At 54.4% G+C, this 18,138-nt stretch carries 21 protein-coding genes; 11 read left to right on the top strand and 10 right to left on the bottom strand.

The annotated features are described in order from the left end of the window. Nucleotides 1–9 precede the first annotated feature (9 nt). On the top strand, nt 10–1,605 hold the full coding sequence (locus tag EoCCA6_RS21390) for an FAD-NAD(P)-binding protein (RefSeq protein ID WP_152084365.1): 1,596 nt from the start codon (nt 10–12) through the stop codon (nt 1,603–1,605). Between the two features lie 28 nt (nt 1,606–1,633). Here the strand turns inward: EoCCA6_RS21390 and EoCCA6_RS21385 are convergent, their stop codons facing one another. Then, nucleotides 1,634–2,269 carry a carbonic anhydrase gene (locus EoCCA6_RS21385; RefSeq protein WP_152084500.1) on the bottom strand — a complete coding sequence of 212 codons (636 nt, stop codon included), beginning with the start codon at nt 2,267–2,269 and terminating at the stop codon, nt 1,634–1,636. Nucleotides 2,270–2,340: 71 nt separating this feature from the next. Then, a complete protein-coding gene (locus EoCCA6_RS21380; RefSeq protein ID WP_152084364.1) occupies nt 2,341–3,123 on the bottom strand; it encodes an MBL fold metallo-hydrolase in 783 nt (260 codons plus the stop codon). 125 nt (nt 3,124–3,248) lie between these two features. Here EoCCA6_RS21380 and EoCCA6_RS21375 point away from each other — a divergent pair, with 125 nt between their 5' ends. Further along, a complete protein-coding gene (locus tag EoCCA6_RS21375) occupies nt 3,249–3,389 on the top strand; it encodes a hypothetical protein (RefSeq protein WP_013096938.1) in 141 nt (46 codons plus the stop codon). Between the two features lie 45 nt (nt 3,390–3,434). Here EoCCA6_RS21375 and EoCCA6_RS21370 read toward each other — a convergent pair whose 3' ends face one another. Both EoCCA6_RS21370 and EoCCA6_RS21560 read right to left on the bottom strand, forming a co-directional pair. Then, nucleotides 3,435–4,841, bottom strand: a complete 1,407-nt coding sequence (locus EoCCA6_RS21370; protein ID WP_152084499.1) for a DUF1996 domain-containing protein — start codon at nt 4,839–4,841, stop codon at nt 3,435–3,437. A gap of 144 nt (nt 4,842–4,985) precedes the next feature. After that, nucleotides 4,986–5,153 (bottom strand): hypothetical protein, encoded by a 168-nt coding sequence (locus EoCCA6_RS21560; RefSeq protein WP_167515556.1) that lies wholly within the window; start codon nt 5,151–5,153, stop codon nt 4,986–4,988. Nucleotides 5,154–5,397: 244 nt separating this feature from the next. Between EoCCA6_RS21560 and EoCCA6_RS21365 the strand changes: the two genes are divergently transcribed. Genes EoCCA6_RS21365 through EoCCA6_RS21350 form a run of 4 tightly spaced genes read left to right on the top strand, consistent with a single transcriptional unit; the run spans nt 5,398 to nt 8,459 of the window. Next, a complete protein-coding gene (locus EoCCA6_RS21365; protein WP_152084363.1) occupies nt 5,398–6,228 on the top strand; it encodes an ABC transporter substrate-binding protein in 831 nt (276 codons plus the stop codon). Between the two features lies 1 nt (nt 6,229). Beyond that, the gene (locus EoCCA6_RS21360) at nt 6,230–7,045 is read left to right on the top strand and encodes an amino acid ABC transporter ATP-binding protein (protein ID WP_152084362.1); all 816 of its coding nucleotides are present in this window, start codon (nt 6,230–6,232) and stop codon (nt 7,043–7,045) included. Beyond that, complete coding sequence (locus EoCCA6_RS21355; protein WP_152084361.1) at nt 7,045–7,776, top strand: amino acid ABC transporter permease; 732 nt, start codon at nt 7,045–7,047, stop codon at nt 7,774–7,776. Before EoCCA6_RS21360 ends, EoCCA6_RS21355 begins: the two co-directional genes overlap by 1 nt. Then, on the top strand, nt 7,773–8,459 hold the full coding sequence (locus EoCCA6_RS21350; RefSeq protein ID WP_152084360.1) for an amino acid ABC transporter permease: 687 nt from the start codon (nt 7,773–7,775) through the stop codon (nt 8,457–8,459). The genes EoCCA6_RS21355 and EoCCA6_RS21350 overlap by 4 nt, the downstream gene beginning before the upstream one ends. Here the strand turns inward: EoCCA6_RS21350 and fumD are convergent. The 4 genes from fumD to EoCCA6_RS21330 form a co-directional block, all read right to left on the bottom strand. Beyond that, nucleotides 8,440–8,649: a fumarate hydratase FumD gene (fumD, locus tag EoCCA6_RS21345; RefSeq protein WP_008500615.1), complete on the bottom strand. Its 210-nt coding sequence runs from the start codon at nt 8,647–8,649 to the stop codon at nt 8,440–8,442. The genes EoCCA6_RS21350 and fumD overlap by 20 nt on opposite strands. A 106-nt stretch (nt 8,650–8,755) precedes the next feature. After that, nucleotides 8,756–9,568: a MetQ/NlpA family ABC transporter substrate-binding protein gene (locus EoCCA6_RS21340; protein WP_152084359.1), complete on the bottom strand. Its 813-nt coding sequence runs from the start codon at nt 9,566–9,568 to the stop codon at nt 8,756–8,758. 24 nt (nt 9,569–9,592) lie between these two features. Then, the gene (locus tag EoCCA6_RS21335) at nt 9,593–10,261 is read right to left on the bottom strand and encodes a methionine ABC transporter permease (protein WP_152084358.1); all 669 of its coding nucleotides are present in this window, start codon (nt 10,259–10,261) and stop codon (nt 9,593–9,595) included. After that, on the bottom strand, nt 10,254–11,276 hold the full coding sequence (locus EoCCA6_RS21330; protein WP_152084357.1) for a methionine ABC transporter ATP-binding protein: 1,023 nt from the start codon (nt 11,274–11,276) through the stop codon (nt 10,254–10,256). Before EoCCA6_RS21330 ends, EoCCA6_RS21335 begins: the two co-directional genes overlap by 8 nt. Before the next feature lie 401 nt (nt 11,277–11,677). Between EoCCA6_RS21330 and EoCCA6_RS21325 the strand changes: the two genes are divergently transcribed. From EoCCA6_RS21325 to lpp, 5 genes are all read left to right on the top strand, one after another. After that, nucleotides 11,678–13,063: a pyridoxal-phosphate dependent enzyme gene (locus tag EoCCA6_RS21325; RefSeq protein ID WP_152084356.1), complete on the top strand. Its 1,386-nt coding sequence runs from the start codon at nt 11,678–11,680 to the stop codon at nt 13,061–13,063. After that, on the top strand, nt 13,060–14,205 hold the full coding sequence (locus EoCCA6_RS21320) for a trans-sulfuration enzyme family protein (protein ID WP_152084355.1): 1,146 nt from the start codon (nt 13,060–13,062) through the stop codon (nt 14,203–14,205). The genes EoCCA6_RS21325 and EoCCA6_RS21320 overlap by 4 nt, the downstream gene beginning before the upstream one ends. A 175-nt stretch (nt 14,206–14,380) precedes the next feature. Further along, the gene (ynhH, locus tag EoCCA6_RS21800; protein WP_420841606.1) at nt 14,381–14,575 is read left to right on the top strand and encodes a protein YnhH; all 195 of its coding nucleotides are present in this window, start codon (nt 14,381–14,383) and stop codon (nt 14,573–14,575) included. A 7-nt stretch (nt 14,576–14,582) separates the two neighbouring features. Next, nucleotides 14,583–15,995: a pyruvate kinase PykF gene (gene pykF, locus EoCCA6_RS21315; RefSeq protein WP_152084354.1), complete on the top strand. Its 1,413-nt coding sequence runs from the start codon at nt 14,583–14,585 to the stop codon at nt 15,993–15,995. 310 nt (nt 15,996–16,305) lie between these two features. Continuing rightward, nucleotides 16,306–16,542: a murein lipoprotein Lpp gene (lpp, locus tag EoCCA6_RS21310; RefSeq protein WP_010430241.1), complete on the top strand. Its 237-nt coding sequence runs from the start codon at nt 16,306–16,308 to the stop codon at nt 16,540–16,542. Between the two features lie 60 nt (nt 16,543–16,602). On the opposite strand, the gene ldtE is transcribed toward lpp, so the two are convergent. Both ldtE and sufE read right to left on the bottom strand, forming a co-directional pair. Next, on the bottom strand, nt 16,603–17,616 hold the full coding sequence (gene ldtE / locus EoCCA6_RS21305) for a L,D-transpeptidase LdtE (protein ID WP_152084353.1): 1,014 nt from the start codon (nt 17,614–17,616) through the stop codon (nt 16,603–16,605). 97 nt (nt 17,617–17,713) lie between these two features. Continuing rightward, nucleotides 17,714–18,130, bottom strand: a complete 417-nt coding sequence (gene sufE, locus EoCCA6_RS21300; protein ID WP_152084352.1) for a cysteine desulfuration protein SufE — start codon at nt 18,128–18,130, stop codon at nt 17,714–17,716. Nucleotides 18,131–18,138: the final 8 nt, after the last annotated feature.

Here is an 18,138-nt window from a genome sequence, read left to right as displayed (position 1 = left end):
AGAGTGTCGATGAAGAAAATCGCTATTATCGGCTCAGGCCCCACAGGGATTTACACCTTTTATTCTCTTTTGAAAAACACGACACCTCTTGCTGTCTCGGTTTTTGAGCAGGCTGAAGAAGCGGGCGTCGGGATGCCCTACAGTGATGAGGAAAATTCACGGCTGATGCTGGCAAATATCGCCAGTATTGAAATTCCGCCCGTTTTCATCACGTATCTCGACTGGCTGAAAACGCAAAGTGAAGCACATCTGCGCCGGTTTAAGGTGGATAAAGCGACCTTGCACGACCGGCAATTTCTGCCGCGTATTCTGTTGGGTGAGTATTTTCGCGATCGGTTTCTGGCTATCGTCGCCGAGGCTGAAAAAAAGGGATTTCAGGTTGAGGTACATGAATCAGCCGAAGTGACCGATATCACCGCCACGACAGATAAGGTTACGCTTTCGGTAAACGGAGAAACGCACCCTGACAGGTTTGACCTTGTCGTGATTGCGACAGGTCATGTCTGGCCGGATGAAGAAAAGGCAACCCGCACTTACTTCCCCAGCCCCTGGTCCGGGCTGATGGACGCCACCATCCGCGCCTGCCAGGTCGGTATTATGGGGACATCCTTAAGCGGTCTGGATGCTGCCATGGCGGTGGCAATGCAGCATGGCGACTTTACGGGCGACCAATTCAGGCTCGATGAGAAAAGCCAGGCGCTCAGCATCACCCTGATGTCGCGAACCGGCATTCTGCCGGAAGCAGATTTTTATTGCCCCATCCCGTATGAGTCGCTTTCCGTATTGACTGAAACGGTCGCTGAAGCCGAAATAGCTAAGGGCGCAGAAGGGTTACTTGACCGGATATTTACCCTGATGGTGAAAGAGCTTGAACATGCCGATCCACAGTGGAGCGAAGCGATAGCCCTGAACACGCTGGATGCAGACAGCATTCGTGATGCCTGGTTTGCCGATCGTAAAAAACACGACCCGTTCAGCTGGGCCGAAGATAACCTGGAAGAAGTTGAACGCAACAAACAAAACAGGCATACCGTTCCCTGGCGCTACGCCGTTCTCCGGTTGCATGAAGTGGTTCAGGAGATTGTCCCTCACCTCAATGAAGAAGACCGGAAGCGCTTCAAAACGGGGCTGGCACGCGTATTTATTGATAATTATGCTGCCATTCCGTCCCAGTCCATCCGCAGGCTGCTGGCTCTGCGTGAAGCCGGGATAATCAGCGTGCTGGCGCTCGGCGACGACTATGAGCTTGATATCGGCAGCGACCAAACCGTGATTACGACACAAGAGAAAACTCACCGTTTCGATGTATTTATCGATGCGCGTGGGCAAAAACCGTTGAAAACGAAAGATCTGCCCTTCCCCACGCTGCGTAAGCAGCTTCAGGAAACCGGCGAAGAGATACCTGATGTGGGTGACGATTACACGCTCAGGGAACCGGAAACCCTTCGCGGACGGATTGCTTTCGGTGCGATACCGTGGCTGATGCACGACCAGCCGTTTGTGCAGGGGCTTGCAGAGTGCGCAGAACTGGGGGAGGCAATGGCGAAAGCAGCGGAGAAACCAGCAACGGGATCGCGCAGGAAACTGCCCTTTGTGGAGAACTGACAGGGCCTCCGTGCCCTGACGCGTCTGACTACTCGAAGAAGACTTCCGGGTTTTCAGACAGAGACACGAAGGTTTTGCTGTTTTTATCCAGCGCACGGATTTCGCCGCTTTCGATGTCATATACCCAGCCGTGCAGGCGAATGGAGTTGTTGCGCAGACCAACAGCAACCGACGGATGCGTTTTAATGTTGCTCAGCTGTGCAAACACGTTCTCCTGCACCATTGCGTTCACTTTATCGACGGGCGTGTCCCAGGTTTTCTTCTCAACCACCGCTTTTGCCGCATCGGAGTAACGCAGCCAGTGAGACACCGCAGGCATTGGCTCAAGGTTCGCATTGTCGGCAATTGCTTTCATTGCGCCACAGTTAGAGTGACCGCAGATCACGATATCGGTCACGCCTAACGCCACGACAGCGTATTCGATGGTGGCGGATACACCACCCGGCTCCGGCCCGAACGGTGGCACAATGTTGCCAGCATTACGAATGACAAAGAGCTGTCCCGGCTCTTGCTGGGTGACCAGCTCGGGAACCAGACGGCTGTCGGAGCAGGAGATGAACAACGCTTTGGGATTCTGGCTGGACGCTAAACTGCGGAAGAGCTCTTTACGTTGCGGGAAAATCTCTTTTTGAAAGCTGAGAAAACCTTCAATGATATGTTGCATAGCCATTTCTCTTTTTCTGTTTTAGTTTAGACATGATCGAGATCACGCGACTGAAGTTTACCCACCGCCCTTTACTTCAGACAAGCAATATATTTCTGGCCCGACCGCTGCACAATCTCACTCGCTTTCGCCGTCATATCCTGCCCTTCGAACGCGCCATAGAGACGTTCAAACGGTTTGTCCTCAAGATGACGGGTTATCCGCTCGACGGTACGGGCAGGCAACGGAAGCATATTAGGGTAGCTCCACATAAACGAAACGGCATCTTTACCGGGTGTCACCTGCAGTATGTCGCCTGCCAGCAACACGCCCTCGCCTTCATGCCAGTGCAGCACCGTACCGCCCGCAAAGTGTCCGCCGAGCCGCAACAGCGTTACAGACGGCATCAACGCCAGAGAATCCCCCTCCCAGAAGTGAAGCGCCGGGCTGCTGCGCATGACCCACTCACGATCGCTGGCATGCAGATAAACCGGCGCATTAAAGGCCGCGGCCCAGTCCTGCATGGTGGTGTAGTAATGAGGATGGGAAATGGCTATGGCACTGATACCGCCGAGCGCGGCAACTAACGTGCTGGTCGCCGGGTCGAGGTTGGCGATACAGTCCCACAGAATATTGCCGTGCGGTGTGCGCAGAAGAAGAGCCCGCTGGTTGATGGCAAAAGACGGAACCGTTTTGATGCTGAACAGCTGCGGCTCCAGTTGCTGCCATTTATTCGTGTGCGTGGCGGTCACGGTTTCAAGATCAATCCACTGCTGGCCGGTTCTCGGGACGTACTGGCGTTCGTCTTCGCAAATCGGACATCGCTCCGGGTGTGTGTCATAAGAGGTGCCGCAGGTTTTACAGAGAGTAATCATGAGGTTTCCTCAGCGGTAAAGCCTTGAGTATGGCAGGGATTATCCTTATGTGCTGCGGGGTGCAGGGCTAGCCGTTTTTGCCCTATACTGTGCCAGTATCAAAAACCGAACAATGCAGGTGCCCCATGGAAATTGATCTTGAGAACTTAGTCTTTAACGGACTGGATGAAGCAGAAGAGCGCAACGCAGAACGTCTGGACGACGCGGACAAAAAAGCACAGGCGATCGTCGCGGACGACGACTGCGGCGATGCCTGCAAAATCTGACGATAAAGCACCGGAAATCCCGGTGCTTTTTTTTACCCGTAAGGGTTAAATTTCCGGCGTCTTTTTGAATCCACTGAGCATCAGGATGAGGCTTTGAGGCGAGGAGCCCGGTTCAAACTGATAATGATTACCCTGCCGATCGCCGCCGATATACCACGAGATCTCCGTTTTCCCTTCTGCCAGCGCTTTGCGCACTGCTTTGTCTACGTCCACCATCCGGTATTCACGGGAATGGTTGAGGTAAAGCACAGCATCCGATTTGTAATTACACGCCGGACGTGATTTCCAGCTCACGGTTGCCGGGTCCCAGTCGTTACTGGCCGGGTAGAAAAAGATCTGATCGGCACCGTCTGTCTCTACTTTGCCGCCGTAAATGCGCACACGGTATTTAAACAGGGAAGCATCCTGCCCCACCGGCAGCGGCGGGATCTTGAATTTCACCAGTGACAGGGTTTCACTGTTTTGGGTTCTGCCCCCGTTCTGCCAGTTATCCTGCACCAGTAAAACCTGCGGTTCCGGCAGAGAAAGCGTCGGCTCCATGCTGCTCAGCCAGACGTTTGCCTTCGCTTTCGAGTAGCCATACGGCACGGTGGTGCCGCAGTCCATCCCGCGATTCATACACAGCTCGGTCATAAAGCGCGCGGCGTCTTCCGTCCAGCCGTTCATGAAATCCGCATGCGCGGTATAAAGACTGCCCCATAGCTCCTCGCGCTCATTGCCGTGCATGATCGGGTCAAGCGAAAGCTGCACGTTGCGGGTATCCAGAGAAGTGATCGTTGGGATCACGTAAGCCACGTTCATGTTCACGGTGGGAATTTTCACCGGGAATGCGGCCGGGCACTGCCCTTTAATATCGTATGCCGCGTTAGCAAGGCCATGAGCCGGTTTCAGGTTTACCCCATCCCAGCAGTTCGGGAACTGAATGCCAATATTAAACTGCACCGCATCCTGTGCCTTACGTAACCCACAGACTTCTCCCGTTTTGGTGGTATAGCCTTTGCCGTTCGCGCATAAGAAAGTGATATGCGGATTAGGCGTCGTGCCATGGTGGTCACCCGCCAGCAGCGACAGCCCCGCCGGGAAGGGTTGCAGCGGATACGTTTCGACATTCGATGCCTGATAGTACGTTTTTTGATACGCAGGTTTGACGACCGTTCCGTCAGGCAGACGCAGCGAGGGAGCCCAGTATGCAGAGCTGTCCGCTTTGTTATCACAGGTGGTCTCTTCATGCTGGCGCAATGTCTCCCGGCGTGAGAAAGCATCCGTGTGTGTGTTACCAAAGAAGTCGTGCAGCATGGCCTCGTTGGGCATGCCGAACATCATGATGGCGTCATCGCCGAGGGTGTGGGAGTAGCCGCAGACAACATGCGCCTGGGGTGCGGCGTGTGCCGCCTGCATTGCGAGCAGTAAAGCGGGGAATGAAAATGCCGTTGTTATCGTGGTCCGTTTCATCATTTTCTCCATGTATGAAAGGACACATTGGTAACAAAAGCGCGTTAATTAACAGAGTGTTTCACAGCGTACTTTTCCGCTCTCTCTGGCTTTACAAACCGTGAGCACAGCTCATTCCAGTACATTTCGCGCGTGCGGCGCAGTTCAGCGTGACGTTTTATCATGGAACCACTCCGGGTCAATGTTAGCGACGTCGACGCCATACAGGCTGGCGACAGGCAGAATCGACTCAAGAACACGTTGCGCGCTGTTCTCCGCATTGTCCGGCCGGGTCGCAAAAAACCGCCGTAACGTGCTTATCCACTTTTTCATCGTCTTTACCCTCTTCGCTTCACCTGTCCTCAGTTAAACACCTAAATTTCACGTAAGGGAAATACCAATATTGACTGTCAATGTGCAGAATGCGCAAATAGCCTCCCATTCATTTACTTGTCAATAACACCTTGTTCACTAATGCTTTTTTGCTTATAGCAAAGAAGAATTTCTTATTTGGCGATAGCGTTAGCTTATGGGAGCGTATCCGGAGAAAACAAAAACGACGGGAAGACGCATTACTATGGCAGCATATAAAAAATCGTATCAAGAAATAGCAGTGGCTTTGGGTTTACTGGCGGCAGGCGGCATATTGTCGACACAGGCGCAGGCCGACCAACTGGCGGACATCAGGGCAGCAGGCGTGGTGAAAGTCGCCACCTTTGACGCCAACCCACCGTTTGGTTCTATCGACGCGAAAACCCATGAGATCGTGGGCTATGACGTCGATTTCGCCAACGCGCTGGCAAAAGCGCTTGGCGTGAAGCTGGAACTGGTTGCCACTAATCCGGCCAACCGCATTCCGCTGCTGCAGTCCGGTAAAGCCGATTTAATTGTGGCAGACATCACCATCACGCCAGAACGCGCGCAGGTGATCGATTTTTCCACCCCCTATTTTGTGACCGGACAGCAGTTCCTGGTGCCAGCAACGTCCCCGGATAAACTGGACGAATACAGCCGCGCGCGTATTGGTGCGGTAAAAGGCACAACAGGTGAACAGGCTCTCCACCAGCGTTTCCCGCAGTCCCGCGTGCTCTCCTACGATGATATTCCGCTGGCGCTGACCGCACTGCGTAACGGTAATGTGCAGGCGATCACCCAGGACAGCACCATTCTGGCGGGCCTGCTGGCACAAGCACCGGATAAAGCGAACTTCAAAATTCTGCCTGACCTGCTCAGCAAAGAAGAGATTGGCGTTGGCGTGAAAAAAGGCGAAACGGCGCTGCTGAAAGTGGTGAACGATGAGCTGATTAACCTCGAGAAAAGCGGTCAGGCCGCAAAAATCTACGACACCTGGTTTGGCCCACAGACCCCGTCCCCACAGCCTCGCGCCTTTAAAATAGAAGCCCGGTAATATGCTCTCAGGTTTATTTTCACACTCCGCGGCCGGTGCCGCGGATTTTTCACGTCTGGAACACGCCAGCGTTGAGTTTCGTGACGTGGTTAAACGTTACGGTAATCATGAGGTGCTCAAAGGGATAAACCTGAGCATCACGCCCGGTGAAGTGGTTGCTATACTCGGCCCTTCCGGTTCCGGCAAGTCCACTCTCATCCGGCTCATCAACCAACTGGAAACCCTTAACGGCGGCGAAATTCTGGTCGACAACAAACCCACCGGGCAACTTTCCGGCGTGGCGCTTCGACAGCTTCGCAGCCGCGTTGGCTTCGTTTTCCAGCAGTTTAATCTTTACGCGCATCTCACCGCCAGCCAGAACATTACCCTGGCGCTGGAGCACGTCCACGGCTGGAAACCTCAGCCTGCTCAGGAACGTGCCGCCGTCCTGCTGGAAAAAGTGGGCATGCTGGAAAAAGCCCACCATTTCCCGGCAGAGCTATCAGGAGGGCAGCAGCAACGCGTCGCCATCGCCCGTGCGCTGGCCTCTTCGCCGCAAATCATCCTGTTCGACGAGCCGACGTCAGCCCTCGACCCGGAGATGATTGGTGAAGTGCTGTTTGTAATGAAAGCGCTGGCGCATAGTGGGATCACGATGGTCGTGGTAACGCACGAAATGCAGTTTGCCCGTGAAATTGCCGACCGGATTGTTTTTATCGATGGCGGTCAGATCCTGGAAACGGCCTCGCCGGAGCAGTTTTTTACGCAACCATCGCATCCGCGCGCGCAGCGTTTCCTGCAAAAGGTGCTCAACCCGCTTCATCAGGAGCATCTGTAATGCCCGCGCTCGACTGGCAGGGGGTGCTGACCGGGCAGCCCCTGCAGTGGATATTATCCGGTTTTCTGACCACGCTATGGGTCACTCTCGCGGGTGCGATACTGGCCAGCCTTTTCGCGCTGTTGTTTTTGCTGTTACGCCTCTCTGGCGGGCGAACCGGCGAAGGGGTTGTCAGCGCCTGGGTCTCCCTGTTTCGCAATACCCCCCTCCTGGTACAACTGCTGTTCTGGTATTTCGCCGCCTGGAACTGGCTTCCGCTGGCGTTTCGGGATGTGGTGAATGCAGATCACAGCTGGTCGATCCTGCCCGGCGACATCTGGTGGTTCACACCGGAGTTTTTATGTTCTGCCTGGGGACTGGGGGTGTTCACTTCAGCCTTTTTAATTGAAGAGATCGAGTCCGGGTTGCGCTCCGTCCCCACCGGGCAGCGTGAAGCTGCGATGGCGCAGGGATTTTCCGCCTGGCGGCTGTTTCGTTACATTCTGTTGCCTCAGGGGTTGGCTAACGCCTGGCAACCGGTCGTCGGGCAGTATCTCAACCTGATGAAGCTCTCCTCGCTTGCCAGTGGAATTGGCTTTGCCGAACTCACTTACCAGGTGCGGCAGATAGAGAGTTACAACGCCCACGCGCTGGAGGCATTTACCGTGGGAACGGCACTGTATCTGCTCACGGGCGTGGTGATGGGCATGGTGCTGGTGCGCATCGGCCCTGCCAGAGGGAGTGCAAAATGATTGCCGGAATAAATGTTATTACCGAAAACCTGGATTATCTGCTGTGGGGACGTGCGGCGGCGGGTGAGCCTGGCGGGGTGTTGCTCTCACTATTGATGGCTACAGGAGCAGCGCTGCTCGCCCTGCCTGGCGGCATTGCCCTTGCGTGCCTGGCCTGGCGTTATACGGGGCTGGTGCGCAAGGCGCTGTTTCTGTGGGCAGAGCTGATCCGCGGAATCCCGTTAATCTTCGTGATTTTCTGGATGTGGTATCTGCTGCCGCTGATGACCGGCGGCGATCTGCCAGGTGCGCTGACGGTCACGCTGGCGCTGGCCTGGTTTACGGCGGCATCGGTGATGCATTCGGTACTGGCCGGGCTAAACGCGCTGCCTGCCGGACAGTATGAGGCGGCGCTATCTCAGGGATTCAGCACCCAACAAACCCTGTGGCGCGTGCTGCTTCCGCAGGGGTTGCGCAACATCCTGCCGTCTCTGGTGGGCATTTTTATCAGCCTGCTGAAGGATACGTCGCTGGCGTTCATTGTAAACGTGCCGGAACTGACGACAGTGGCAGGACAGGTGAATAACCGGGTGCAGATCTACCCTGCCGCCATTTTTATCTTTACCGGTGTGGTCTACTACCTGCTCTGCTGTTCACTCGAACAGCTCGCGAAACGCTGGCGGCTTACCCGGCCAGCGCTTTAACCACTGTTTCCATCGCTTCGGTTGTCAGCTCACTGCGTTTGACGCGCTGGTTCGCCAGCGCGGTACGCAGCACACCGGCGATCACAATATGCTTTGGCTCCTGGCCTAAATCACGCATCTCAAGCACCACCTTCCCGACCACCCGACACATCTCCTGGTACAGCGCTTCGTCTTTGGTCACATTGCCCATTGCCAACCCTCCATTGCCCTAAACGTTCAGCTTAAATGATTCGTGGGCTGGATACAAAAAGAAGCCCGACGAGGATCTCGCCGGGCTTCTTTGTAAAATCAAGGAATTAGTTATTTACAGGGATAACCGCGCCTTTATATTTGGTACGAATCCACTCCTGAATCTCTTTAGAGTGCAGCACGTTCACCAGCGCGACGATATCTTTCTTCTTCTCGTCACCGCGATGCACGGTAATGATGTTGGCATACGGGTTATTTTCACCGCTCTCAACCGCAATCGGGTCGTGAACCGGGTCCAGACCGGCGTCAATCGCGTAGTTGGCGTTAATCACCACCGCATCGCCTTCGTCGTTGTTGTACATTTGCGGCAGCAGGGAGGCTTCCACGTTAGGAGTGAACTGCAGCTTTTTCGGGTTCTCCACGATGTCGCTAATGCGCGCGGTCACTTTGTCGATGCCCGGCTTCAGCTTGATCACACCCTCTTTTTCAAAGATAGAGAGAATGCGACCCTCTTCCGAAACGGCATCACGCATGATGATTTTGCCGCCTTCCGGCAGATCTTTCAGCGACTTGTATTTTTTAGAGTAGATACCGATTGGCTCAATATGGATAGCACCTGCGCTGACAAAATCGTAATCCTTGTCGCCCGCGTGATCTTTCAGCACGCTGTTCAGGTAAGGGATATGCTGGAAGTAGTTGGCATCGATATCATGCCCCGCCAGCGCGGTGTTTGGCAGAATGTAGTCCTGGAACGGTTTGATCTCCAGATCGATACCCTGCTTCGCCAGAATCGGCTTCGCCTGCTCCAGGATTTCGGCATGCGGCGTGTTGGACGCGCCCACGGTCAAGGTATCGGCCCAGGAAGCAAAGCTCAGGGCGCTCAGGGTTGCTGCGGCGATCAGTGTCAGTGTCTTTTTCATGATGATGGTTCCTGTGTGTATTTATTAGCGTTTATCTAACAGTGAAGTAATGATGTCGCCGCAGAACTGGATAACGAAAACGATGATCAAAATGGTCACCGTTGCTACCAGCGTGACGTCACCATGGTTGCGCTGGAATCCTTCCAGATAAGCCAGATTTCCCAAACCGCCAGCGCCAATCACCCCCGCCATTGCGCTGTAACTCACCAGCGCGATCAGCGTCACCGTAATGCCTGAAACCAGTGCGGGTGAAGATTCCGGCAGTAAAACCCGAAACACTAAGGTGCTCAGTCGTGCGCCCATTGAACGCGTTGCTTCTATGACCCCTTTGTCCACTTCACGCAGGGCAATCTCCACCAGACGCGCGTAGAACGGTGCCGCGCCCACTATCAGCGCAGGCAGCGCCGCATTTGCGCCGAGGATGGTACCCACGATGGTTTTCGTGAATGGGATCAGCAATACAATCAGGATGATGAACGGGATAGAACGGAACACGTTCACCACAATCGAAATTACGCTATAGACCGTGCGGTTATGAAACAGCCCACCACGGGCGGTTAAAAACAGCGCCAGGCCGAGCACAATCCCCAGGACAAAGGTCGCCACACCAGAGAGTGCCGTCATGTACAACGTCTCCAGCGTTGCCGCCCACAGTTGATCCCACTTCAGATGCGGAAAGAGATCCTCAGCCATGTTTAATCACCTCGCCCTGAATATCACTTTGCTGCAGGTCGGCAAGGATATTGTTCAGTTGTTCGTCAGATGCCACCACGTGTACCCAGAGTTGCCCGAAAACACCGTGGGCGGTTTGCGTCATTTTTCCGTGCAGGATATTAAACGGCAGGCCGTAGCGCAGCGTCAGTTCCCCCACGATCGGCTTATGCGTGCTGTGCCCGGTGAAGGTCAGCCGGATAACCGTGCCTTCCAGCTCGTTTGCCAGTTCAGTATTGAACGTCTCTTCCTCGGCATACTGGCTTACCTGACGGACAAACTGTTGCGTGATGGGCTGCTGTGGATGGGTAAAGACGCTCAGCACGTCGCCCTCTTCCACTACTTTGCCGTTCTCCATCACCGCCACGCGGTCGCAGATTTTGCGCACCACGTGCATCTCGTGGGTAATCAGCACGATAGTCAGCTTAAAACGACGGTTAATATCCAGCAGCAGGTCAAGGATCTGATCGGTGGTCTGCGGGTCGAGCGCGGAGGTTGCTTCATCGCAGAGCAGTACATCCGGGTTATTCGCCAGCGCACGCGCGATGCCTACCCGCTGCTTTTGCCCGCCACTGAGCTGCGAAGGGTACGCATTTTCGCGCCCCTTCAGCCCGACCAGCGCCACCAGCTCGGCCACGCGGGCCTTGATGTTGGCTTTGGGCACGCCGGCGATTTGCATTGAGAAGGCGATGTTCTCGTTCACCGTGCGCGACCACAGCAGGTTGAAGTGCTGGAATACCATGCTGATCTTCAGACGCGCCTGGCGCAGCGCTTCACCCTTTGCGGCAGAGATGCCCTGCCCGTTAATGGTGACGCTCCCGGTACTCGGTTTTTCGAGGCCATTCAGCAGGCGGATCAGGGTACTTTTCCCTGCGCCGCTGTAACCGATAATGCCGTAAATTTGTCCCTGTTCGATCGTCAAATTGACGTTATCAACGGCAGTGAGTGCCACCTTTCCGTTGTCAAAAACCTTCGAAATATTCCTGAGTACAATCATTCTTATTCTTTATCCGTTACGCATATAGCGGTTTAGCAGTATGGATGTCCAAATGAGTGTAAACAGAGGTGATCAGGTTTTAAATGACCAAAAAGGAATGTCTTATAACGACCGGAAATAAGCAGCGAAATAACAGGGCACCAGGCATTTAGACTATTTTCAGCAATGAATATCTGCCAGATGCATATATCACCGACCACCACCGGTAAAAATGGCTATTTTTGCAGCATTTTATGCCTGTATAGCCATCCTCACATCCAGAGCACTTTACGTCTTGCTTTCCTGACATCCAAAACTGGCATGAATATGCTTTTCTGTTCTAAAAGACAGTGAAACGTTCTTTATTGAGAAAAATTCACGGTCCTATCATCCCGTCATGAACTTCTTAAAGGGAAACCCTCATGACGATTTATCATTCCGTTACCGAACTGATTGGCCGCACGCCGCTGATCCAGCTACATAAACTCGATACCGGCCCGTGCTCGCTGTTTCTTAAGCTGGAAAACCAAAACCCCGGTGGTTCGATCAAAGATCGCGTCGCGCTGTCGATGATTAATGAAGCGGAGCGCAAAGGTCTGCTGCTGCCCGGCGGCACGATTATTGAGGCCACCGCCGGGAATACCGGCCTCGGGCTGGCGCTGATTGCCGCACAGAAAGGGTATTCGCTGATTCTGGTGGTGCCCGACAAAATGAGCCGCGAAAAAATATTCCACCTGCGCGCGCTGGGGGCTCAGGTGGTGCTGACCCGTTCCGACGTCAACAAAGGTCATCCGGCCTATTATCAGGATTACGCCCAACGGCTGGCGAACGACCTGCCCGGCGCGTTTTATATTGATCAGTTTAATAATGAAGCCAACCCGCTGGCGCACCGCACCACCACCGCGCCGGAACTGTACGAGCAACTCGATGGAAACATTGATGCCATCGTGGTCGGCGTCGGTTCCGGCGGCACGCTGGGGGGCCTGCAGGCCTGGTTTGCCGGGCACTCCCCGCATACGGAGTTTGTGCTGGCCGACCCTGCGGGTTCGGTTCTCGCCGATCAGGTGGAGACCGGGCGCTACCACGATGCGGGTTCATGGCTGGTTGAAGGGATCGGTGAAGACTTCATTCCCCCGCTGGCGCACATCGAGGGCGTTCATCGCGCCTGGCGTATTACCGACCAGGAAGCCTTTACAACCGCACGCGCGCTGCTGAAAACGGAAGGCATTCTGGCGGGTTCCTCCAGCGGCACTTTGCTGGCAGCCGCACTGAAATACTGCCAGGCGCAGACCACGCCGAAGCGCGTTGTCACCTTCGCCTGCGACAGCGGTAATAAATATCTCTCGAAGATGTTCAACGACGACTGGATGCGTCAGCAGGGGCTAATTACGCGCCCTCAGGCTGGCGATCTTTCCGACTACATCGCCCTTCGCCACGATGAAGGCGCGACCGTTACCGCCTCACCGGATGACACTCTCTCCACCGTGCTGGCACGGATGCGTTTGTACGACATCTCCCAGCTTCCTGTGCTGGATGACGGTAAGGTCGTCGGTATCATCGACGAGTGGGATCTGCTGCGGCACATCGGCGGCGAAGGCGATCGTTTCACCCTCCCCGTCACTCAGGCGATGACGCGGCAGGTGGAGTTTCTTGATAAGCACGCACCGGAGAGCGACCTGCACGCCATTTTTGACCGCGGACTGGTCGCCGTTATCACTGACAACGAGCGCTTTCTCGGCCTGATCACGCGCAGCGACGTCCTCACCGCCTGGCGCAACCGTCTACAACAAGAAAGGAACACACGATGAAAAATCTGGCCACTCTCAGCGTTCATAGCGGCGAGTTTAACGATCAGCACGGTGCGGTGATGCCGCCGATTTACGCCACCTCAACGTTTGCGCAGCCGTCACCGGGAGAACATACCGGCTATGAATATTCCCGCAGCGGTAACCCGACCCGCCATGCGCTGGAAACGGCGATTGCTAAACTGGAAGGCGGGACGCGTGGCTACGCCTTTGCGTCAGGGCTGGCGGCCATTTCCACCGTGCTCGAACTGCTGGATAAAGACAGCCATATCGTCGCCATTGATGACGTCTACGGCGGGACGTATCGCCTGATTGAAAACGTGCGCAAGCGCAGTACCGGTCTGCAGGTCAGCTGGATTAAACCGGACGATCTGGCGGGGCTGGAAGCCGCCATTCGCCCGGATACCCGGATGATCTGGGTGGAAACGCCGACCAATCCCCTGCTGAAGCTGGCGGATCTGGCGGCTATTGCCACGATTGCCCGGCGTCATAACCTCATCAGCGTGGCAGATAATACGTTTGCGTCACCGGTCATTCACCGCCCTCTGGAGTCGGGTTTCGATATTGTGGTGCATTCTGCTACCAAATATCTTAACGGCCACTCTGACGTGGTGGCTGGGCTGGCGGTCGTGGGGGATAACAAAGCCCTGGCTGACACGCTGGGTTACCTGCAGAACGCCATCGGCGGCGTGCTTGATCCGTTTAGCAGCTTCCTGACCCTGCGCGGTATTCGCACCCTTGCGTTGCGTGTGGAGAAGCACAGCACCAACGCACTCGCGATTGCGCAATGGCTTGAGCAGCACCCGCAGGTGGAAAAAGTCTTCTATCCGGGGGTAGAGTCGCACCCACAGTATTCGCTCGCCCGCTCCCAGATGGCGCTGCCGGGCGGCATGATCGCCGTGGTGGTAAAAGGTGATGCGCAACGGGCGACAGAGGTTATCCGTAACCTGAAGCTGTTCACCCTTGCCGAAAGCCTGGGCGGTGTGGAAAGTCTGGTCAGCCAGCCTTACAGCATGACCCATGCCTCCATTCCGCTGGAACAACGTCTGGCTAACGGCATTGTTCCTCAGTTGATCCGCCTCTCAGTCGGGATTGAGGATGCGAAAGACTTAATCGCCGATCTCCACCAGGCGCTGAAAATCTGAGCAAAATGCGGCGGGCGTTCGGCCTGCCGCCATAAGATGTCATTATGCCTTAACGCCTTGATAACAATATTGTGTGAAACTGCACAGATTATTTTTGAAACGCTGTTTTCATTTTCCTTTTTGCTGAAAATCAGCGTATAATGCGCGCCTAATCCCTGGTGAATGGTTTCAGCGCTTGGAATACAAAAAACAACGTACAATTTCTCCTCTCCTTCGTTGGGCTGACACTCAGGCACACTTTCTTCTGCACGCTCATTTGATGTCTCCTATCCTTAGTGCGTGTCATATACTCTTTTGCAACACAGGTTTGACTCCGCGGCGGTGCGCCCCCGGAGCGAGATTTCCATATCCTTCCCAACTTAAAGACTAAGACTGTCATGAAAAAGACGAAAATTGTTTGCACCATCGGCCCGAAAACCGAATCTGAAGAGATGCTGACCAAAATGCTGGACGCCGGCATGAACGTTATGCGTCTGAACTTCTCCCACGGTGACTATGCTGAACACGGTCAGCGTATCCAGAACTTGCGCAACGTGATGAGCAAGACCGGTAAAAAAGCCGCTATCCTGCTCGATACCAAAGGTCCAGAAATCCGTACCATCAAACTCGAAGGCGGTAACGACGTCTCTCTGAAAGCGGGCCAGACCTTCACCTTCACCACTGACAAGTCTGTTGTCGGTAACAACGACATCGTTGCGGTGACCTATGAAGGCTTCACCAGCGATCTGTCCGTGGGTAACACCGTGCTGGTGGACGACGGCCTGATCGGTATGGAAGTCACCGCTATCGAAGGCAACAAGGTTATCTGTAAGGTACTGAACAACGGCGACCTGGGCGAAAACAAAGGCGTTAACCTGCCAGGCGTTTCTATCGCTCTGCCAGCCCTGGCTGAAAAAGACAAGCAAGACCTGATCTTCGGCTGCGAGCAAGGCGTTGACTTCGTTGCGGCGTCCTTCATTCGTAAACGTTCCGACGTGGTTGAAATCCGTGAGCACCTGAAAGCGCACGGCGGCGAGAAGATCCAGATCATCTCCAAAATCGAAAACCAGGAAGGCCTGAACAACTTCGACGAAATCCTCGAAGCATCTGACGGCATCATGGTTGCACGTGGTGACCTGGGCGTTGAGATCCCGGTTGAAGAAGTGATCTTCGCGCAGAAGATGATGATCGAGAAGTGTGTTCGCGCGCGTAAAGTGGTTATCACTGCCACGCAGATGCTGGACTCCATGATCAAAAACCCACGCCCTACCCGCGCTGAAGCAGGCGACGTGGCTAACGCCATCCTCGACGGCACTGACGCAGTGATGCTGTCCGGCGAATCCGCGAAAGGGAAATACCCGCTGGAAGCCGTTAGCATCATGGCGACCATCTGTGAGCGTACCGATCGCGTCATGACCAGCCGTCTGGACTTCAGCAACGACAGCCGCAAACTGCGCATCACCGAAGCAGTATGCCGTGGTGCTGTAGAAACCGCTGAGAAACTGGACGCACCGCTGATCGTGGTAGCCACTCAGGGCGGTAAATCTGCTCGCGCAGTACGTAAATACTTCCCGGACGCCACTATCCTGGCACTGACCACCAACGAAACCACGGCGCGTCAGCTGGTGCTGAGCAAAGGCGTTGTTGCGCATCTGGTGAAAGAGATCGCCTCTACTGACGATTTCTACATTCAGGGTAAAGCGCTGGCACTGGAAAGCGGCCTGGCACAGAAAGGCGACGTTGTCGTGATGGTTTCTGGTGCACTGGTTCCATCAGGCACAACCAATACTGCATCTGTTCACGTACTGTAATAATTCCCGAACGAATGCATTCTGTTAAAAAGCGCCCTCGCGGCGCTTTTTTTATTGCTGGCATTAGCTATATCTAAACAAAATAGCAAATCGGGTTTTTCTATTTAATCGCGATTTATCTAAGATGAATCCGATGAAAAATGCCTTTTTTAACATAGCTTTTTCGACAAAAATGCCAAATTCGTTGCTTCTTTGAGCGAACGATCAAAAATAGGCGTATTCCCATCAAAAAAATATTCTCAACCTAAAAAACTTTGTGTAATACTTGTAACGCTACATGGAGATTAACTCAATCTAGAGGGTATTAATAATGAATCGTACTAAACTGGTACTGGGCGCGGTAATCCTGGGTTCTACTCTGCTGGCAGGTTGCTCCAGCAACGCTAAAATCGATCAGCTGTCTTCTGACGTTCAGACTCTGAACGCTAAAGTTGACCAGCTGAGCAACGACGTGAACGCAATCCGTTCCGACGTTCAGGCTGCTAAAGACGACGCAGCTCGCGCTAACCAGCGTCTGGACAACCAGGCTACTAAATACCGTAAGTAATAGTACCTGTTAATAAAATGGCGCACATTGTGCGCCATTTTTTTTGCCTTCGTCAAACGGCTATTGCGTCACTTTCTCCCCTTCCTCTTCCGCAACCGCCGTTGACACACGACTGTTCTGTACCGATAACACAGGGTTACTGGCGGACGGGCCATTATCTGCCGACACAGCAACCGGAATGCCCGCCCGACGTGACAACGCTTTATCAATAAGCGCTTTATCACTCCCCGTCTGGGAAACAAACGCGGCAAACTCTGCGGAATGCGTAATTGGCGCAACCTGAGGGTTTTCCCCTTCAACCTGTGCCAGAGGGCGGTGAACTTCAATATAGCGTTTACCGTCAGGCTCCACGGAGAACTTCACCGGTTCATTAATGATCTGCACCCGCGTACCGACGCGTACCTGCCCGAACAGCGCCTTGATGTCCGGCGCATTCATGCGCATACAACCGGAGCTGACACGCAGCCCGACGCTGTCCGGCGCGCTGGTCCCGTGAATGAGATATTCCCCATTCCCGATGCCTAAACGCAATGCATAGCGCCCCAGCGGGTTATTTGGCCCTGCGGGCACCACCGGGGGCAGTTTGATGCCCTGTGCCAGTGAGCGCGCCCTGATGCCCGCTGTTGGCGTCCAGGTTGGGTTAGGGATTTTCTGACTCACGCGGGTAGTTGATACCGGCGTTTCCAGCCCAAGCTGCCCGATCCCCAGCGGGTAAACCTGAACGCTATTTTCACCTGGCGGGAAGTAATAGAGCCGCAGTTCTGCCAGGTTCACCACAATGCCCTCGCGCGGTGTATCCGGCAGTAGCATCTGAGACGGAATCGTTATCACCGTTCCCGGCGCAGGATTGACCGGCGCAATGGTATTATTGGTTTCAAGAACAAGCTGTGCTGCGGTATTAAACCGACGGGCAATGGTTTGTAGCTTATTGTCGCCTTCCTGAATGGTGTAGGTTTGATTTTGACCAATAAGACGGCTGCCCTCAGGCGGCAAAGGGTAATCTACCGCTCTGGCTGAATTAAGAGCACCGAGCGAACCAAGCAGTACCAGGGTTATAAAAGACGCGCGCTTCATGCTGAGATTCCTTATTCACTGACAGAACGTCAGAAAGCTGAAAAACCAGCGAGGCAGAAACCACCTCGCGAAACAGAATGAATGCTGTCTTTTAAGTCTAGCTAAGGATTGCGGCTTTAGCGCGAATCGCGCGGATCATCGCTTCCAGCCCCTGGGAGCGGGACGGAGTGAGGTGTTGGGTTAGCGCCATTTTTTCAAACCACGGGCGCACATCAAACGTGGCAATGTCCTGCGCCGTCATCTGGTGATACAGAATAAACACAACGGCAATCAGCCCTTTCACAATTGCGGCATCGCTGTCGCCCTGTAATTCCATCACACCGTTTTTGTCAGGTTGCATCACGATCCACACCTGGCTCTGGCAGCCCTGAATAATATTATCCGGGTTATGCGCCTCTTCACTGAGCGGCGGCAGACGCTGCCCAAGCTCAATGATATAGAGGTACTTCTCTTCCCAGTTTGCGCAACGCCCAAAATTACGCAACAGTTTCTCTTTATCCGGCAACTCTGCCATCTCTTGCC

The organism is Enterobacter oligotrophicus (genome assembly GCF_009176645.1).
Taxonomy (GTDB): domain Bacteria; phylum Pseudomonadota; class Gammaproteobacteria; order Enterobacterales; family Enterobacteriaceae; genus Enterobacter; species Enterobacter oligotrophicus.
The sequence above is the reverse complement of the archived record's forward strand: the minus strand, read 5'-3'. Positions and strand labels throughout refer to the sequence as shown.

What these genes read in the sequence shown, in the direction of transcription:
- EoCCA6_RS21390 (WP_152084365.1), top strand. Translation starts at nt 10, where the DNA reads ATGAAGAAAATCGCTATTATCGGCTCAGGCCCCACAGGGATTTACACC.
- EoCCA6_RS21385 (WP_152084500.1), bottom strand. Translation starts at nt 2,269, where the DNA reads ATGCAACATATCATTGAAGGTTTTCTCAGCTTTCAAAAAGAGATTTTC.
- EoCCA6_RS21380 (WP_152084364.1), bottom strand. Translation starts at nt 3,123, where the DNA reads ATGATTACTCTCTGTAAAACCTGCGGCACCTCTTATGACACACACCCG.
- EoCCA6_RS21375 (WP_013096938.1), top strand. Translation starts at nt 3,249, where the DNA reads ATGGAAATTGATCTTGAGAACTTAGTCTTTAACGGACTGGATGAAGCA.
- EoCCA6_RS21370 (WP_152084499.1), bottom strand. Translation starts at nt 4,841, where the DNA reads ATGAAACGGACCACGATAACAACGGCATTTTCATTCCCCGCTTTACTG.
- EoCCA6_RS21560 (WP_167515556.1), bottom strand. Translation starts at nt 5,153, where the DNA reads ATGAAAAAGTGGATAAGCACGTTACGGCGGTTTTTTGCGACCCGGCCG.
- EoCCA6_RS21365 (WP_152084363.1), top strand. Translation starts at nt 5,398, where the DNA reads ATGGCAGCATATAAAAAATCGTATCAAGAAATAGCAGTGGCTTTGGGT.
- EoCCA6_RS21360 (WP_152084362.1), top strand. Translation starts at nt 6,230, where the DNA reads ATGCTCTCAGGTTTATTTTCACACTCCGCGGCCGGTGCCGCGGATTTT.
- EoCCA6_RS21355 (WP_152084361.1), top strand. Translation starts at nt 7,045, where the DNA reads ATGCCCGCGCTCGACTGGCAGGGGGTGCTGACCGGGCAGCCCCTGCAG.
- EoCCA6_RS21350 (WP_152084360.1), top strand. Translation starts at nt 7,773, where the DNA reads ATGATTGCCGGAATAAATGTTATTACCGAAAACCTGGATTATCTGCTG.
- fumD (WP_008500615.1), bottom strand. Translation starts at nt 8,649, where the DNA reads ATGGGCAATGTGACCAAAGACGAAGCGCTGTACCAGGAGATGTGTCGG.
- EoCCA6_RS21340 (WP_152084359.1), bottom strand. Translation starts at nt 9,568, where the DNA reads ATGAAAAAGACACTGACACTGATCGCCGCAGCAACCCTGAGCGCCCTG.
- EoCCA6_RS21335 (WP_152084358.1), bottom strand. Translation starts at nt 10,261, where the DNA reads ATGGCTGAGGATCTCTTTCCGCATCTGAAGTGGGATCAACTGTGGGCG.
- EoCCA6_RS21330 (WP_152084357.1), bottom strand. Translation starts at nt 11,276, where the DNA reads ATGATTGTACTCAGGAATATTTCGAAGGTTTTTGACAACGGAAAGGTG.
- EoCCA6_RS21325 (WP_152084356.1), top strand. Translation starts at nt 11,678, where the DNA reads ATGACGATTTATCATTCCGTTACCGAACTGATTGGCCGCACGCCGCTG.
- EoCCA6_RS21320 (WP_152084355.1), top strand. Translation starts at nt 13,060, where the DNA reads ATGAAAAATCTGGCCACTCTCAGCGTTCATAGCGGCGAGTTTAACGAT.
- pykF (WP_152084354.1), top strand. Translation starts at nt 14,583, where the DNA reads ATGAAAAAGACGAAAATTGTTTGCACCATCGGCCCGAAAACCGAATCT.
- lpp (WP_010430241.1), top strand. Translation starts at nt 16,306, where the DNA reads ATGAATCGTACTAAACTGGTACTGGGCGCGGTAATCCTGGGTTCTACT.
- ldtE (WP_152084353.1), bottom strand. Translation starts at nt 17,616, where the DNA reads ATGAAGCGCGCGTCTTTTATAACCCTGGTACTGCTTGGTTCGCTCGGT.
- sufE (WP_152084352.1), bottom strand. Translation starts at nt 18,130, where the DNA reads ATGGCAGAGTTGCCGGATAAAGAGAAACTGTTGCGTAATTTTGGGCGT.